At 67.7% G+C, this 13994-nt stretch carries 15 protein-coding genes; 7 read left to right on the top strand and 8 right to left on the bottom strand.

The annotated features are described in order from the left end of the window. The first annotated feature begins 16 nt into the window (after positions 1-16). Both AAC067_RS12300 and AAC067_RS12295 read left to right on the top strand, forming a co-directional pair. Positions 17-1225 (top strand): divergent polysaccharide deacetylase family protein, encoded by a 1209-nt coding sequence (locus AAC067_RS12300; RefSeq protein ID WP_339932927.1) that lies wholly within the window; start codon positions 17-19, stop codon positions 1223-1225. A 42-nt stretch (positions 1226-1267) separates the two neighbouring features. Beyond that, positions 1268-1753, top strand: a complete 486-nt coding sequence (locus tag AAC067_RS12295; RefSeq protein WP_339932925.1) for an RNA pyrophosphohydrolase — start codon at positions 1268-1270, stop codon at positions 1751-1753. A 4-nt stretch (positions 1754-1757) separates the two neighbouring features. Here the strand turns inward: AAC067_RS12295 and AAC067_RS12290 are convergent, their stop codons facing one another. The 7 genes from AAC067_RS12290 to AAC067_RS12260 all read right to left on the bottom strand — a co-directional run bounded on the left by AAC067_RS12290 (position 1758) and on the right by AAC067_RS12260 (position 7221). Next, a complete protein-coding gene (locus AAC067_RS12290) occupies positions 1758-1994 on the bottom strand; it encodes a DUF1272 domain-containing protein (RefSeq protein ID WP_339932923.1) in 237 nt (78 codons plus the stop codon). A gap of 27 nt (positions 1995-2021) precedes the next feature. Beyond that, complete coding sequence (locus AAC067_RS12285; RefSeq protein ID WP_339932921.1) at positions 2022-2276, bottom strand: hypothetical protein; 255 nt, start codon at positions 2274-2276, stop codon at positions 2022-2024. Beyond that, on the bottom strand, positions 2273-2542 hold the full coding sequence (locus AAC067_RS12280; protein ID WP_339932919.1) for an ATP synthase F1 subunit epsilon: 270 nt from the start codon (positions 2540-2542) through the stop codon (positions 2273-2275). The genes AAC067_RS12285 and AAC067_RS12280 overlap by 4 nt, the downstream gene beginning before the upstream one ends. A 3-nt stretch (positions 2543-2545) precedes the next feature. Then, entirely contained in the window at positions 2546-4102 is a 1557-nt protein-coding gene (gene atpD, locus AAC067_RS12275; protein ID WP_339932917.1) for a F0F1 ATP synthase subunit beta, read from the bottom strand. Between the two features lie 52 nt (positions 4103-4154). Then, on the bottom strand, positions 4155-5033 hold the full coding sequence (locus tag AAC067_RS12270; protein WP_339932915.1) for a F0F1 ATP synthase subunit gamma: 879 nt from the start codon (positions 5031-5033) through the stop codon (positions 4155-4157). Positions 5034-5064: 31 nt separating this feature from the next. Continuing rightward, on the bottom strand, positions 5065-6600 hold the full coding sequence (gene atpA / locus AAC067_RS12265; protein ID WP_339932913.1) for a F0F1 ATP synthase subunit alpha: 1536 nt from the start codon (positions 6598-6600) through the stop codon (positions 5065-5067). Between the two features lie 66 nt (positions 6601-6666). After that, complete coding sequence (locus AAC067_RS12260; protein WP_339932911.1) at positions 6667-7221, bottom strand: F0F1 ATP synthase subunit delta; 555 nt, start codon at positions 7219-7221, stop codon at positions 6667-6669. Positions 7222-7532: 311 nt separating this feature from the next. Between AAC067_RS12260 and AAC067_RS12255 the strand changes: the two genes are divergently transcribed. Further along, complete coding sequence (locus tag AAC067_RS12255; protein WP_339932909.1) at positions 7533-8372, top strand: TerC family protein; 840 nt, start codon at positions 7533-7535, stop codon at positions 8370-8372. 21 nt (positions 8373-8393) lie between these two features. On the opposite strand, the gene AAC067_RS12250 is transcribed toward AAC067_RS12255, so the two are convergent. Further along, the gene (locus AAC067_RS12250; protein WP_339932907.1) at positions 8394-10556 is read right to left on the bottom strand and encodes a primosomal protein N'; all 2163 of its coding nucleotides are present in this window, start codon (positions 10554-10556) and stop codon (positions 8394-8396) included. Positions 10557-10586: 30 nt separating this feature from the next. Here AAC067_RS12250 and fsa point away from each other — a divergent pair, with 30 nt between their 5' ends. The 4 genes from fsa (at position 10587) to AAC067_RS12230 (ending at position 13987) form a co-directional block, all read left to right on the top strand. Beyond that, entirely contained in the window at positions 10587-11240 is a 654-nt protein-coding gene (gene fsa / locus AAC067_RS12245) for a fructose-6-phosphate aldolase (protein WP_339932905.1), read from the top strand. Between the two features lie 33 nt (positions 11241-11273). Then, positions 11274-11981, top strand: a complete 708-nt coding sequence (locus tag AAC067_RS12240; protein WP_339932903.1) for a DUF484 family protein — start codon at positions 11274-11276, stop codon at positions 11979-11981. After that, complete coding sequence (locus AAC067_RS12235) at positions 11963-12892, top strand: tyrosine recombinase XerC (RefSeq protein WP_339932901.1); 930 nt, start codon at positions 11963-11965, stop codon at positions 12890-12892. Before AAC067_RS12240 ends, AAC067_RS12235 begins: the two co-directional genes overlap by 19 nt. Before the next feature lie 189 nt (positions 12893-13081). Further along, complete coding sequence (locus tag AAC067_RS12230) at positions 13082-13987, top strand: retropepsin-like aspartic protease (protein ID WP_339932899.1); 906 nt, start codon at positions 13082-13084, stop codon at positions 13985-13987. Positions 13988-13994 lie beyond the last annotated feature (7 nt).

The following is a 13994-nucleotide window of genomic DNA, read 5'->3' as shown; positions in this document are numbered from 1 at the left end:
ACCCGAGCGTACCGACTTGTCCCTATTCGCCAAACGCCAATCCGCCCTTGCTGCCGCCGCCGGAACGCCACCGGCGCGCCGCAGCCTGCGTGAACGGGCTCGGCCGGTCCTGACCGTGATGAAGAAGCCCCCGGCCGCCGTGGCGGGCGCGGGGCTGCTACTGCTGGGGGCCGCGGCCCTGTTCCTGACTGTGCTCGGTGACCCGCGCGCCGGGACGCCGTCGGCCCGCGTGTCCCTGACCCGCGAAGCCGTCGCGCCGCCGCCGGTTCCGACCGGTCTCGACGCCTTTTCGTCCGGGGCCATGGACCTGTATCAGGACCTGACCCTGGCCGAGGCGACCCTCGACCCGACCGGCGCGGCCGGCGGCGAGGCCCTGATCACCCTGCCCGACGGGGCCACCGTTTCGGGCGGATCCAACATCACAGCGCCGCGACGCGAGGCGCAGCCCCTCGCCGCCGCCCCGATCGCCGGGCTCAGCCAGCCGGGCCCCAGCGGGCCCCTGCCGATGATCGCCACCGACGGCCAGGTGCCCGCCCAGGCCTATGCCCGCCCGTTCCGCCCCAACGGCAAGCCGCGCGTGGCGGTGATCGTCGGCGGCCTCGGCCTCAACGCCGTGACCACCCGCGCCGCCATCGAACGCCTGCCGGCCGAGGTCACCCTGAGTTTCGTCCCCTATGCCGAGGGCCTGCAGGGCTGGATCGACCTGGCCCGGGCCCAGGGCCATGAGGTGATGATCGAGATCCCGATGGAGCCGACCGGCTATCCGGACAACGATCCGGGCCCCTACACCCTGCTGGCCGATGCCGACGCCAGTGACGTCCAGGCCCGGATGGCCTGGCTGCTGGGTCGGGCGACCGGCTATTTCGGCGTCACCAACTATCTGGGCGACCGCTTCATGACCTCGGACACCGGCATGACGGAGTTCATGAGCGTGCTGCGCCGTCGCGGCGTGGCCTTCCTCGATGACGGCTCGGCCAATCGCAAACCCGGGGCCTGGTCCCGCGCCAGTGCCGACCGGGTCATCGACCAGACCCAGTCGCCGACCGCCATCGTCGGCCAGCTGAATGCCATCGAGGCCCTGGCCAAGGCCCGCGGCCAGGCGCTGGGCACCGGTTTCAGCTATCCGGTGACGGTCGAGGCCGTGGCCCGCTGGAGCGCCGGGCTCGAGGCGCGCGGCCTGCAACTGGCCCCCGCTTCGGCCATGGCCCAGCGTCCGGGGCGCTAACACGCTCGACCGCATCTCCACCGACAGGCTAAGGGGGAGGGCATGACCGCTTCCGACCGCGACCTGTCCCGCTATCGTCCGAATGTCGGGGTGGTCCTATTCCACCCGGACGGGCGCGTCTGGTACGGGCGGCGCGCCGGCAACCAGACCCCTCACTGCTGGCAATTCCCACAGGGCGGCGTCGACGACGGCGAGGCGTTCGAGGTCGCCGCCCGGCGCGAGCTGTTCGAGGAGACCGGCGTCCTCTCGGTCGTGCCGCTGGGGGCCACCGACGGCTGGATCGCCTATGATTTTCCCGACGGATACGGCGGCACCAAACAGGCGCGCGGCTGGCTGGGCCAGAAGCAGAAATGGTTCGCCTATCGCTTCACCGGCCCGGACTCAGAGATCGATCTGGAGGCCCATGGCGAGATCGAGTTCGACGCTTGGCGTTGGGGCCGGCTGGACGAGGCCTGCGACCTGATCGTGCCGTTCAAGCGCGCGACCTACGAAAAGGTCGTGGCCGCCTTCGCGCCGCTGATCGCCTAGGTCGCTAAGTGCCACTGGGCAGGGGCACCCGCTTGGTCGACGCCGGATATTTTTCAATCAGTCGCGCCGGCCGGATGGGCCGGGCCACGAGACCGCCGTGGCATTCTGGACAGACGCCCTTCAGGGCACCGTCGCAACAAGCGACGCAGAAGGTGCATTCAAACGAGCAGATTCGGGCGTCAGCACTGTCGAACGGCAGGTCGCGGTCGCAGCATTCGCAGTTGGGGCGCAGTTCAAGCATGGAGAGCTCCGAATCGGGTCTCCGAGATTAATCCGCCTTCTGCACCGCGCCAATCGCCAGCCGGACCAGGCCGATGATGGCCACCAATGCCCAGGCCCCCTCCATCAGCACCGCCGACAGGTTGAAGTCGAAATACAGCGACACGAGGATCAGCAGGGCCCCGGCCAGGTTCAGCAGCAGGGCGGGCGCGCGCCGGGCGTCGAGCCTGCCGCTCGTGGCCCCGGCATAAGCGATCAGGATCAACAGGACGCCAACGACGCCGAGGGCGTCGGCCGGGGTCAAGCCGCGGCGACTTCCACGGCGTGCTCGGCCAGGATGGTCAGGCCTTCGGCGTTGACGTCGGCGAAGCCGCCCTGAACGTCAAACGCACGGCGCGTATTGCCGTCGATGACCGTGACCCGGCCTTCGCGCAGGGCGGTCATGAATGGGGCGTGATCCGGCAGGACACCGAAATCGCCCTCGACGCCGGCGGCGTCGACCTGATCGACGAGGCCGTTGAAGACCTCGCGCTCAGGCGAAACCAGCGAAAACTGCAGCTTGCCGGCCATGGATCAGGCCGCCTCGGCAGCGAGCTTCTGGGCTTTCTCGACGGCTTCCTCGATGGCGCCGACCATGTAGAAGGCGGCTTCCGGCAGGTGGTCGTATTCGCCGGCGACGATGCCCTTGAACGAACGGATCGTGTCTTCCAGCGACACGAATTTACCCGGCGCGTTGGTGAACTGCTCGGCCACGAAGAACGGCTGCGACAGGAAGCGGCTGATCTTGCGGGCCCGCGAAACGATCAGCTTGTCGTCTTCCGACAGCTCATCCATGCCGAGGATGGCGATGATGTCCTTCAGCGACTTGTACTGCTGCAGCACTTCCTGGACCGAACGGGCCACGCGGTAGTGCTCCTCGCCAATGACCAGCGGGTCCATGATGCGTGAGGTCGAGTCGAGCGGGTCGACGGCCGGGAAGATGGCCTGGGCGGCGATGTCGCGGTTCAGCACGGTCGTCGCGTCGAGGTGGGCGAACGAGGCGGCCGGGGCCGGGTCGGTCAGGTCGTCGGCGGGGACGTAGATAGCCTGGACCGAGGTGATCGAGCCCTTCTTGGTCGAGGTAATGCGCTCCTGCAGGTTGCCCATCTCGGTGGCCAGTGTCGGCTGATAGCCCACGGCGGACGGAATACGGCCCAGCAGGGCCGACACTTCCGAGCCGGCCTGCGTGAAGCGGAAGATGTTGTCGACGAACAGCAGGACGTCCTTGCCTTCTTCGTCGCGGAAATACTCGGCCTGGGCCAGACCGGTCAGGGCGACGCGGGCACGGGCACCGGGAGGCTCATTCATCTGGCCGTAGACGAGGGCGCATTTGGAGCCTTCGGTCGAGCCGCCGTTCTTGGCCGGGTCCACGTTGACGTTGGACTCGATCATCTCGTGATACAGGTCGTTGCCTTCGCGGGTGCGCTCACCCACGCCGGCCAGAACCGAATAACCGCCGTAGGCCTTGGCGATGTTGTTGATCAGTTCCTGCATGGTCACGGTCTTGCCCACGCCGGCACCGCCGAACAGGCCGACCTTGCCGCCCTTGGTATAGGGGCACATCAGGTCGATGACCTTGATGCCCGTGACGAGGATTTCCGACGACGTCGACTGCTCCTCGAAGCTCGGGGCCTCGCGGTGGATCGGACGGTACATGGTGGTCTTGATCGGGCCCTGTTCGTCGATCGGCGCGCCGACCACGTTCATGATGCGGCCGAGGGTGCCGGGGCCGACCGGAGCCAGGATCGAGGTGCCGGTGTCGACCACGGCCTGACCACGGGTCAGGCCTTCCGAGGTGTCCATGGCGATGGTGCGGACCATGTTCTCGCCGAGATGCTGGGCGACTTCCAGAACCAGGGTGAAGGGCTTGCCGGTCTTCTGGTCGACGTTCTGGGTTTCCAGGGCGTTGAGGATCGCCGGCAGCTGACCGGTGAACTCGACGTCGACGACGGCGCCGATGACCTGGACGATCTTGCCCGTGCCGGTTCCGGCCGTGAAGGCGGTGTTACCGGTCGCGGCGGCCTTGGAAGCCTTCGGAGCGGCCTTGGTGGCGGGCTTCTTGGCGGCGGGTTTCTTGGTGGTGTCGGTCATCGGTTCGTTCCGTTCGGAAGGTCGTGCGTGGCGTATCAGGGCGGGAATCGGATCAGAGGGCTTCGGCGCCGGCGATGATCTCGATCAGTTCGGTGGTGATCTGGGCTTGACGCTTGCGGTTGTAGCTCAGCGTCAGGGCATTGATGAGGTCGCCCGCATTGCGCGTGGCGTTGTCCATGGCGGCCATCTGGGCCGCGAAGAAGCTGGCCTGGTTCTCGTACAGGGCGGCCAGCACCTGGGTCGTGATGTTGCGCGGCAGGAGGGTCTCGAGGATTTCCTCTTCCGACGGTTCATACTCATAGGCCGCGCCGTTCAGATTGATCGGCGGCGCGTCACCGTCGACGACGGCCGGGATCAATTGTTTCGGCGTCGGCACCTGGGAGATCACCGACTGGAAGCGGCTGTAGATCAGGGTCACGACATCGGCGTTGCCGGTCTCGAACTCCTCGGCGATAAGGGCGGCGATCGGCTCGGCGGCGGGCAGGCCGACGATCTTGTGATCGCTCATCTCGAAGGTGCGGACGATCCGGTCGCCGTAGAGACGGCCAAGGCCATCGCGAACCTTGCGGCCCACAGCGATGATGCGAACGTCCTTGCCGGAGTCGATCAGGGTCTTGATGCGCTCGCGCGCGGCGCGGATGACGTTGGTGTTGAAACCACCCGCCAGACCCTTGTCGCCAGTGGCGACGACGATCAGGTGCTTCTGGTCCGAACCCGTGCCGGCCAGCAGTTTCGGGGCCCCGTCACCGGACACGCCGGCGGCGAGGTTGGCGATGACCGCGGCCATCTTGCGGGCATAGGGGCGGGCGCTTTCAGCCTGATCCTGGGCACGCTTCAGCTTGGCCGCGGCGACCATGTTCAGGGCTTTCGTGATCTTCTGCGTGGACTTCACGCTTCCGATCCGATTGCGCATTTCCTTGAGGCTGGCCATCCGGCGCTACTTTCTCGCTATCCGACCAGGCTCAGGCGAAGGTCTTGAGGAAGGCGTCCAGCACCGACTTCAGCTCGGCTTCGAGCTCGGCGGTCAGATCCTTCTTGGCGCGGATGCCGTCCAGCAGGCCGGCGTTCGACGACTTGATGCGGGCCAGCAGTTCGGTCTCGAAACGGCCGATGTCGCCGACGGCGATACCGTCCAGATAGCCACGCGTACCGGCGTAGACCGAGACGACCTGCTCCTCCATGGTCAGCGGCGAGTACTGCGGCTGCTTCAGGAGTTCCGTCAGGCGGGCACCGCGGGCCAGAAGCTTCTGGGTCGAGGCGTCGAGGTCCGAACCGAATTTGGCGAAGGCGGCCATCTCACGATACTGGGCCAGCTCGCCCTTGATCGAACCGGCGACCTTCTTCATCGCCTTGGTCTGGGCCGAGGAACCCACGCGCGACACCGAGATGCCGACGTTCACGGCGGGGCGGATGCCCTGGTAGAACAGGTCCGATTCCAGGAAAATCTGGCCGTCGGTGATGGAGATGACGTTGGTCGGGATATAGGCCGACACGTCGTTGGCCTGGGTCTCGATCAGCGGCAGGGCGGTCATCGAGCCCGAGCCATAGTCGGCATTCAGCTTGGCCGAACGCTCCAGCAGGCGGCTGTGCAGATAGAAAACGTCGCCCGGATAGGCTTCGCGGCCCGGCGGGCGGCGCAGCAGCAGGGACATCTGACGATACGCAACGGCCTGTTTCGACAGATCGTCATAAACGATCAGGGCGTGCATGCCATTGTCGCGGAAGAACTCGCCCATGGCCGTGCCCGAGAACGGGGCAAGGAACTGCAGCGGGGCCGGCTCGGACGCCGTGGCGGCGACGACGATCGTGTATTCCAGCGCGCCACGCTCCTCGAGCGTCTTGACGATCTGGGCCACGGTCGAGCGCTTCTGCCCGATGGCAACATAGATGCAGTACAGCTTCTCGCCCTCGCCCTTGGCGGCGGCGTTGGTGCTCTTCTGGTTAAGGATGGCGTCGATGGCCACGGCGGTCTTGCCGACCTGACGGTCACCGATGATCAACTCGCGCTGGCCGCGGCCGATCGGGATCAGGGTGTCGATGGCCTTGAGGCCGGTCTGCATCGGCTCATGCACCGATTTGCGCGGGATGATGCCCGGTGCCTTGACGTCGACGCGGCGACGCTCGGTGAACTCGATCGGGCCCTTGCCGTCGATCGGCTCGCCCAGCGGGTTGACGACACGGCCCAGCAGCCCCTTGCCGACCGGAACGTCCACGATCTCGCCCAGACGACGAACCTCGTCGCCCTCGGCGATCTGGTTGTCCTGGCCGAAGATCACGGCGCCGACGTTGTCGCGCTCTAGGTTCAGGGCCATGCCCTTAACCCCGGCCTTGGGGAATTCGATCATCTCGCCGGCCTGGACATTGTCCAGACCGTGGATGCGGGCGATGCCGTCACCGACGGACAGAACCTGTCCAACGTCGGACACGTCCGCTTCCACGCCGAAATTGGCGATCTGCGACTTGAGGATGGCCGAAATTTCGGCGGCGCGGATGTCCATGGTGGGCTCTCTGGCTTTCGTCTCTTGGGTCCGGACCCTCGGGTCCGGTCGTCAATTGGTGTTGGATCAGGCCCGTTTCAGGGCGAACTTCATCTGGTCGAGCTTGGTTTTCAGCGAGGCGTCGAACAGGCGCGAGCCGACCTTCACCTTCAGTCCACCCAGCAGCGACGGATCGACGCGGGCGGTCATTTCGGGGTCCTTGCCCAGGGCCTTGGCCAGGGCGGACTTGATGGTGCGCAGCTGCCCGGCATCCAGGGCGGAGGCCGAAACGACCTCGGCGGCGACGATGCCGGCCTGTTGCGCATACAGGGCGTCAAAGCCTGCGATCACGGCCGGCAGGTCGCCGGCGCGATGGTTCTGGCCCAGCAGGCCGAGGAATTTCACGGTGGTGGCGTCGAATTTGGCCTTCTCGGCCACGGCGACCAGGCCGCGACGCTGGTCCTCGGCCGAGATGACCGGCGAACTGGCCAGACGGCGCAGGTCCGCGCTCTCGCCCCAGGCGGCGCGCAGGGCGGCCAGATCGGCGCGCACAGCATCGAGACGCCCGGTCTCACCAGCGAGGTCGAACAGCGCTCTTGCATAGCGCTCGCCGACTTCTGTCGTTCTGAATTCGTCAGCCACTTATAAGGTCCGCCCAAGGGAAAGCGTAGATCGAAGCGTTCGGGTCGCGACCGGCGACGGGGTGCGTGCCGGTCAAAGGCTTGAAATGCTTAGGAAAGCACGCCAAGGGCCGTTTCGTGAGAAACGCCCCGTGGAAGCCGGGCGCCTGATAGCATGGGCTTTTCCCGCTCGCAACCGACGCAATCGGATCGTCGCGGCCGCACCCACTCCGGAACAGCCGGATATCCAGCTCGTTGTCGAGGGCGGCATCCCGACTTGCTGGACGAACGTCGGCTCGCTACCTAGCGCCCTGCCCTTTTCAGGAACTTTTCATGTTCGACAGCATCACGCCCCTGCTCACCGATCCGGCCGCCTGGTTGGCTCTGGCCACCCTGATCGTCATGGAGGTGGTGCTGGGGATCGACAATCTGGTCTTCATCTCGATCCTGTCGAACAAACTCCCGGAGAAGGATCGCGGCCGCGTGCGTCGCATCGGTATCAGCCTGGCCCTGATCATGCGCCTGGGTCTGCTGGCGACGATCGGTTTCATCGTCGCCCTGACCCAGCCGGTGTTCGATCTCGGCATCACCGGCCCGATCGAACATGGTGCGCCCCTGTTCGAGACCGCCTTCAGCTGGCGCGACCTGATCCTGATCGCGGGCGGCCTGTTCCTGCTGTGGAAGGCCACCAAGGAAATCCACCATACGGTCGATCCGGCCCCGACACCGGGCATGCTCGACAAGAAGGACGTGGTCATCAACAACGTCGGATCGGCCATCGTCCAGATCATCCTGCTCGACCTGGTCTTTTCGATCGATTCCATCCTGACCGCCGTCGGCATGACCGATCATGTGCCGATCATGATGGCCGCCGTGATCGTCGCGGTCAGCGTCATGCTTCTGGCCGCGACACCCCTGGCCAACTTCATCGAGAAGAACCCGACCGTGGTCATGCTGGCCCTGGGCTTCCTGCTGATGATCGGCATGGTGCTGATCGCCGACGGCTTTGGTGTCCATGTGCCCAAGGGCTACATCTATGCCGCCATGGCCTTCTCGGGTCTGGTCGAGGGACTCAACATGATGAGTCGCCGGTCCGCCGAGAAAAAGCACGCGGCGCAGGCGGAACAACAGGCGGCGCTGAACCGGACCGAGACTGCCGAACCCGGCGTTTGATATCCCGCGACGTGGCGGCCCCTACAGGAAGCTGTAGGGATCGACGTCGACGGTCAGGCGCACCGAGCCCGGCACCTTGACCCGCGCCAGCCAGGCGCGGAGGAAAGCCTGCAGGTCGACATCGCGATCGGCCCGCACCAGCAGCCGCTTGCGTCGCCGCCCGCGGATCAGGCCCAGCGGCGCGTCGGCGGGGCCATAGACCTCGAGCCGTTCGGCATTGGGAATGGCCTGGGCCAGGGCCTGGGCCGTCGCCTCGACCGCCACGGCGTTCTCACCTGACAGGATCAGGGCCGCCAGCCGGCCATAGGGCGGCAGGGACGCAGCCTCGCGTTCGGCCAGTTCGGCGGCGACGAAGCCGTCACGATCCCCCGCTGCCAGCGCCTGCAGCACAGGGTGGTCGGGCGTCCAGGTCTGCAACAGGGCCCGACCGGGCCGGTCAGCCCGTCCGGCGCGGCCCGTGGCCTGGGTCAGCAGCTGGAAGGTCCGTTCCGCCGCGCGCAGATCACCGCCGCGCAGGCCCAGGTCGGCGTCGACCACCCCGACCAGGGTCAGGTTGGGGAAGTTGTGACCCTTGGCCGCAGCCTGGGTGGCGACCAGAATATCGATCTCGCCGACGACCATACTCTGGATAAGGGCCCGCGCCGATTTCGCATCGGGCACGGTGTCCGAGCTGAACACGGCGGTGCGGGCCTCGGGGAACAGGGCGCGCACCTCCTCCTCGACCCGCTCGACGCCGGGGCCGACAGCGACCAGGGAGTCGACCGCCCCGCAGGATGGACAGGCCTTGGGCCGGGCCATGGTGAAGCCGGTCAGGTGACAGACCAGCCGCCCGGTATAGCGATGCTCAACCAGCCAGCTGTCGGTGTCCGGGGCCGTCAGCCGGTGTCCGCAGGCCCGGCACAGCACCACGGGCGCATAGCCGCGACGATTGAGGAACAGCAGGGACTGCTCACCCCGGGCGAAGGTTTCGCCGATCGCCTCGCGCAGGGGCTGCGACAGCCAGGTCTGGGGGTCGGGCGGGCTCTGGCGCAGGTCCAGCAGGGAAATGTCGGGCAGGACCGCTGTCCCGTGCCGCGCTGCCAGCTTCAGCCAACCGTAGCGCCCGCCCTGGGCGTTCCACAGCGTCTCCAGTGACGGGGTGGCCGAGGCCAGCACCACCGTCGCCCCCTCGATCCGGGCCCGGGCCACGGCCAGATCGCGGCCGTGGTAGACCAGACCGTCCTCCTGTTTGAACGAGCCGTCGTGCTCCTCGTCGATGACGATCAGCTTCAGGTTCGGATAGGGCAGGAACAGGGCCGAGCGCGCGCCGACCACGATCGGGCAGGCCCCGGCGGCGACTGCCTCCCACACCCGACGACGGCGCGGCGGGGTCACGCCCGAATGCCATTCGGCCGGGGCCGAGCCGAAGCGGGCGGTGATCCGGGCGATCAAGTCCTGGGTCAGGGCGATCTCGGGCAGCAGGATCAGCACCTGGGCCGTCGGATCCCACCGCAGGGTCCGGGCCACAGCCTCCAGATAGGCTTCGGTCTTGCCCGAGCCGGTGACTCCGTCCAGCAGGAAGGGGACAAAGCCGCCCTCGGCCGTGGCCGCGGCAATGGCGTCGGCCGCCGCCGCCTGATCCGGGTTCAGCGTCGCCGGGGCATGATCGGGGTCGGGCGCGTCGAAGGCAGTTTCAGTCGTGATCTCGACGGCCTCCAGCACCCCCTCGTCGACCAACCCCTTGACGACACCGGCCGAGACCCCTGCGGCGCGGGCCAGGTCGGCGGCCGCAAGCATGCGTCCGCCCAGCGCCTCCAGCACCGCGCTCCGCGCCGGGGTGGCCCGACCCGGCATCCGGTTTTCGACTCTCTGCACTCGGCGCTCCGGCCGTGGCCGAGGCGCGCGCAGCCCCTTCAGGGCGGCGGCGGCCATCTCGCCGGGCGGGCTCAGGGTCCAGCGCGCGGCCCATTCGACGAAGTCGACGGTCCGGGGCGGAAGGCGCGGTTCATCGATCACGCCCTCCACCGCCTTCAGGCGACGGTTCGATCCCGTGGTTTCGCGCACCTCGGCGATGATGCCGCGGATCAGGCGCGGTCCCAGCGGCACGGTGACCTGGTCCCCGCGCTCGACGTCCAGCCCCTCAGGAACCTCGTAGTCAAAGGCTTCGGCCACCGGCAGGGGGATGAGCACCGAGGCGACTTTCACTGTTTGTCCCCCTCGGCTAGAACCACCGGCATGAAACTCTTCCTCGACACAGCCGACGTCGCCGTCATCAAGGACATGGTCCCCACGGGCATGGTGGACGGCGTTACCACCAATCCTTCGTTGATCGCCAAATCCGGTCGCAACATCGCCGAGGTCATCGCCGAGATTTGCGCCCTCGTCGAGGGGCCGATCTCGGCCGAGGCCGTGGCGACCGATTTCGAGACCATGGTCCGCGAGGGCGACAAGCTGGCCGCGATCGCCAAAAATGTCGTGGTGAAGCTACCCCTGACCTGGGACGGGCTTCGGGCCACGCGCGTCTTCGCCGACAAGGGAATCAGGACCAACGTCACCCTGTGTTTCTCGGCCGCCCAGGCCATGCTGGCCGCCAAGGCCGGGGCCACTTTCGTGTCGCCCTTCGTGGGCCGGCTGGAAGACGTCGGGGCCGACGGCATCGGTCTGCTGGACGATATCCGCACCCTGTTCGACATCCACGATTTCGACACCGAAATCCTGGCGGCCTCGCTGCGCAATCCCGAGCAGGTGACCGCCGCTGCCCTGGCCGGGGCCGACGCCGCGACCCTGCCCGCCGACACCTTCAAGGCCCTGATCAAGCACCCGTTAACCGACAAGGGTCTTGATGCCTTTCTGGCAGACTGGGGCAAGACCGGTCAGTCGATTCTGTAGTCTCGCCCCTGACGGGGTCCTGGAGAGATCTTGTTGAACGGTACGCCTGATCTTTTCCCCGACGTCGAGACCGATGCGCCGCACTGGCCCGAGATTCGCGCCTGGCTGCAGACCCATCCGCAATTCCTGCTCGACGACCGTTCCCTGCTGGAAGAAATCGGGCTGAAGCCGCATGGCCGCAACGTCGTCGAGTTCGGTCGCGCCGCCTTGACCCGGCTGGAGGCCGCCGCCGAGCGCGAGGCCGACGCCCGCAAACGCATCGAGGCTGTGGCCCGTGCCAATTTCGCCGCCCAGACCCAGACTCATGTCGCGGCGCTCGACCTGCTGGAGGCGCGCAACCCGTCGGACCTCGCGCGCCGCCTTGATGCCGTGGCCCAGGGCCGCTTTGGCCTGACCGGGGCCGTGATTGCCGTTGAAAAGCCGGGCGGGGTGCCGTTCGGCTGGCGCAGCCTCGAGGCCGGCGGCGTCGACGGTCTGCTCGGCGAACACGGCCTGACTTGGCTGGGCCCCGATTTCGACGGCCTCGACCTGTTCAATACCCCGGAGAACACGGTCAAGTCGGTCGCCCTGATCCGCATGACCCCCCATTTCCCCGGGGCCGACGCCGCCAGCCGCCCGGCCCTGTGTGCCTTTGCCTCGCCCGAGGCGGATGGCTTCACGCCGGAGATGGGCTGCGAGCTGGTGGCCTTCATCGCCCGGGTCGTCGAACGCACGGCCGAACGATGGCCCATCCTGAACTGACCGCCGCTGCCGCCCTGTCGGCCTGGCTCGAGCACCTCGCCCACGAACGCCGGCTGTCGCCCCGGACGCTGGAGGCCTATGGCCACATCGGGCGGCACTATCTGACTTTTCTGGAGCGCCACCGCGGCGAGCCCCAGCGGCTCGTCGACCTGGGCACGGTCAGCGCCGCCGAGGTTCGCGCCCATCTGGCCGAGCGACGCAGCGGTGGCCATCCACTGAACGCCCGCTCACTGAGCCAGACCCTGTCGGCGATCCGCACCTTTCACGGCTTCCTCGACCGGCGGCTCGACACACCGTCGCCGATGGTGGCGCTGGTACGTGGCCCGCGGGTCAAGCCAACCCTGCCGCGCCCGATCACCGAGGACCAGGCCCGCGGCCTGCTGCATGAGCCCGAAGCTGATCCCGACCTGCCCCCATGGGAGGCGGCGCGTGACCGGGCGGTGCTGACCCTGCTGTACGGCTGCGGCCTGCGAATTTCCGAAGGCCTGTCGCTGAGCCGTGCCGATGCCCCGGTGCCCGAGACCCTGCGCATCACCGGCAAGGGCGGCAAGACGCGACTGGTGCCGGTCCTGCCGGTCGTGCGCACGGCGGTGGACGCCTATCTGGCCCTGCTGCCGTTTCCGCTTCAGCCGTCCGACGCCCTGTTCCGGGCGCGCCGCGGCGGGCCGCTGAGCCCGCGCCAGGTCCAGGCCACGGTCCAGATCCTGCGCGGCCGGCTGGGCCTGCCCGACAGCACCACGCCGCACGCCCTGCGCCACAGCTTCGCCACCCATCTGCTGGGGGCCGGGACCGATCTGCGTATCATCCAGGAACTGCTGGGCCATGCCAGCCTGTCGACGACCCAGAAATACACGGCCGTCGACGCGGAACGCCTGCTGGGAGCCTATTCGGCCGCCCACCCGCGTCGCTGACCGCCGCCGATTCGCCAAGCCGTCAGAACCCGGCCTAACATAACGATCGAAACTGACGGGGAGCCCGCTCTGACCGCTGATCGACCGTCCGACCCTGATCGCAGACTCCTGCTCGCCGGGCTCGGCGCGACATTGGGAGGGTTCAGCAGTTCACCCGTAGCCGCCAGGGACAACAACACCCAGGACACGGTGCCCCTCGCGCCCGGACCGGATGTCGCCGAGATCCGACTGCTGACCAATCTGTTCAACCGGGTCGGGGCCCGGGTCTATCTGGATGGACAGGGCCCTTTCGTCTTCGTCATCGACACCGGGGCGGGCACGACCTCGATTGCCGATACCGTCGCCGATCGACTGGGTCTGCCCGCCGGCGATCCGGTCCTGGTCCACGGCATCACCGAGGCGGCGATGGCCAATACCGTCCTGGTCGAGCGTCTCGAGCTCAATGGCATGGGCTTCTCGCAGCTCCGATGCCCGGTGTTCCAGCGCGACCAGCTGGGCGCGGACGGCCTGATCGGCCTCGATGTGCTGAGCCGTTTCCGCCTGAGGTTCGATGTCGCGAGCCGCACGGCTACCCTGACCCTGCGCGGGGTTCGCATTGTCTTGGGCGGGGACGTCCAGACCGGCTCACGCATCCGCCGGGGCCGCATGAATACCGTCCGGGGGCGCTATGGCCAGCTGGTCCTGACCCAGGTGCAGGTCGACGGCCAGACAACGTCCGCCTTCGTCGACAGCGGGGCCCAGTATTCAATCGGCAATCTGGCGCTGCGCGATGCGATCTCGGCCCGTAATCCGAACCGACGACGCGCGCCCCGGCCGGTGCCGGTCTATGGCGTAACGGGACAGCGTCTGAACGCTGAACTGCTGCAGGTCGACGACCTGAGGCTGGGCCTGACCCGGCTGGGCCCGACCCCGCTGCTGTTCGCCGATCTCCACGCCTTCGAGACCCTGGAGATGGCGGACCGGCCGGCCCTGCTGCTCGGGGCCGATGTGCTGAGTCGCTTCCGCGAGGTGACGCTGGACTTCCCGGACAATGCCGTAGCCTTCACGGGCCGCCGCCCGCCCTCGACCCGGGCGCTGAACCGACCGGAAGGCTAGGCTCCGA

Origin of the sequence: uncultured Brevundimonas sp., from assembly GCF_963977465.1 — a bacterium.
In the GTDB taxonomy this organism is placed as follows: Bacteria; Pseudomonadota; Alphaproteobacteria; order Caulobacterales; family Caulobacteraceae; genus Brevundimonas.
Note: the sequence above shows the minus strand (reverse complement) of the source record. Positions and strands in the feature narration are given on the sequence as shown.

What these genes read in the sequence shown, in the direction of transcription:
- AAC067_RS12295 (WP_339932925.1), top strand. Translation starts at nt 1,268, where the DNA reads ATGACCGCTTCCGACCGCGACCTGTCCCGCTATCGTCCGAATGTCGGG.
- AAC067_RS12290 (WP_339932923.1), bottom strand. Translation starts at nt 1,994, where the DNA reads ATGCTTGAACTGCGCCCCAACTGCGAATGCTGCGACCGCGACCTGCCG.
- AAC067_RS12280 (WP_339932919.1), bottom strand. Translation starts at nt 2,542, where the DNA reads ATGGCCGGCAAGCTGCAGTTTTCGCTGGTTTCGCCTGAGCGCGAGGTC.
- atpD (WP_339932917.1), bottom strand. Translation starts at nt 4,102, where the DNA reads ATGACCGACACCACCAAGAAACCCGCCGCCAAGAAGCCCGCCACCAAG.
- AAC067_RS12270 (WP_339932915.1), bottom strand. Translation starts at nt 5,033, where the DNA reads ATGGCCAGCCTCAAGGAAATGCGCAATCGGATCGGAAGCGTGAAGTCC.
- atpA (WP_339932913.1), bottom strand. Translation starts at nt 6,600, where the DNA reads ATGGACATCCGCGCCGCCGAAATTTCGGCCATCCTCAAGTCGCAGATC.
- AAC067_RS12255 (WP_339932909.1), top strand. Translation starts at nt 7,533, where the DNA reads ATGTTCGACAGCATCACGCCCCTGCTCACCGATCCGGCCGCCTGGTTG.
- fsa (WP_339932905.1), top strand. Translation starts at nt 10,587, where the DNA reads ATGAAACTCTTCCTCGACACAGCCGACGTCGCCGTCATCAAGGACATG.
- AAC067_RS12235 (WP_339932901.1), top strand. Translation starts at nt 11,963, where the DNA reads ATGGCCCATCCTGAACTGACCGCCGCTGCCGCCCTGTCGGCCTGGCTC.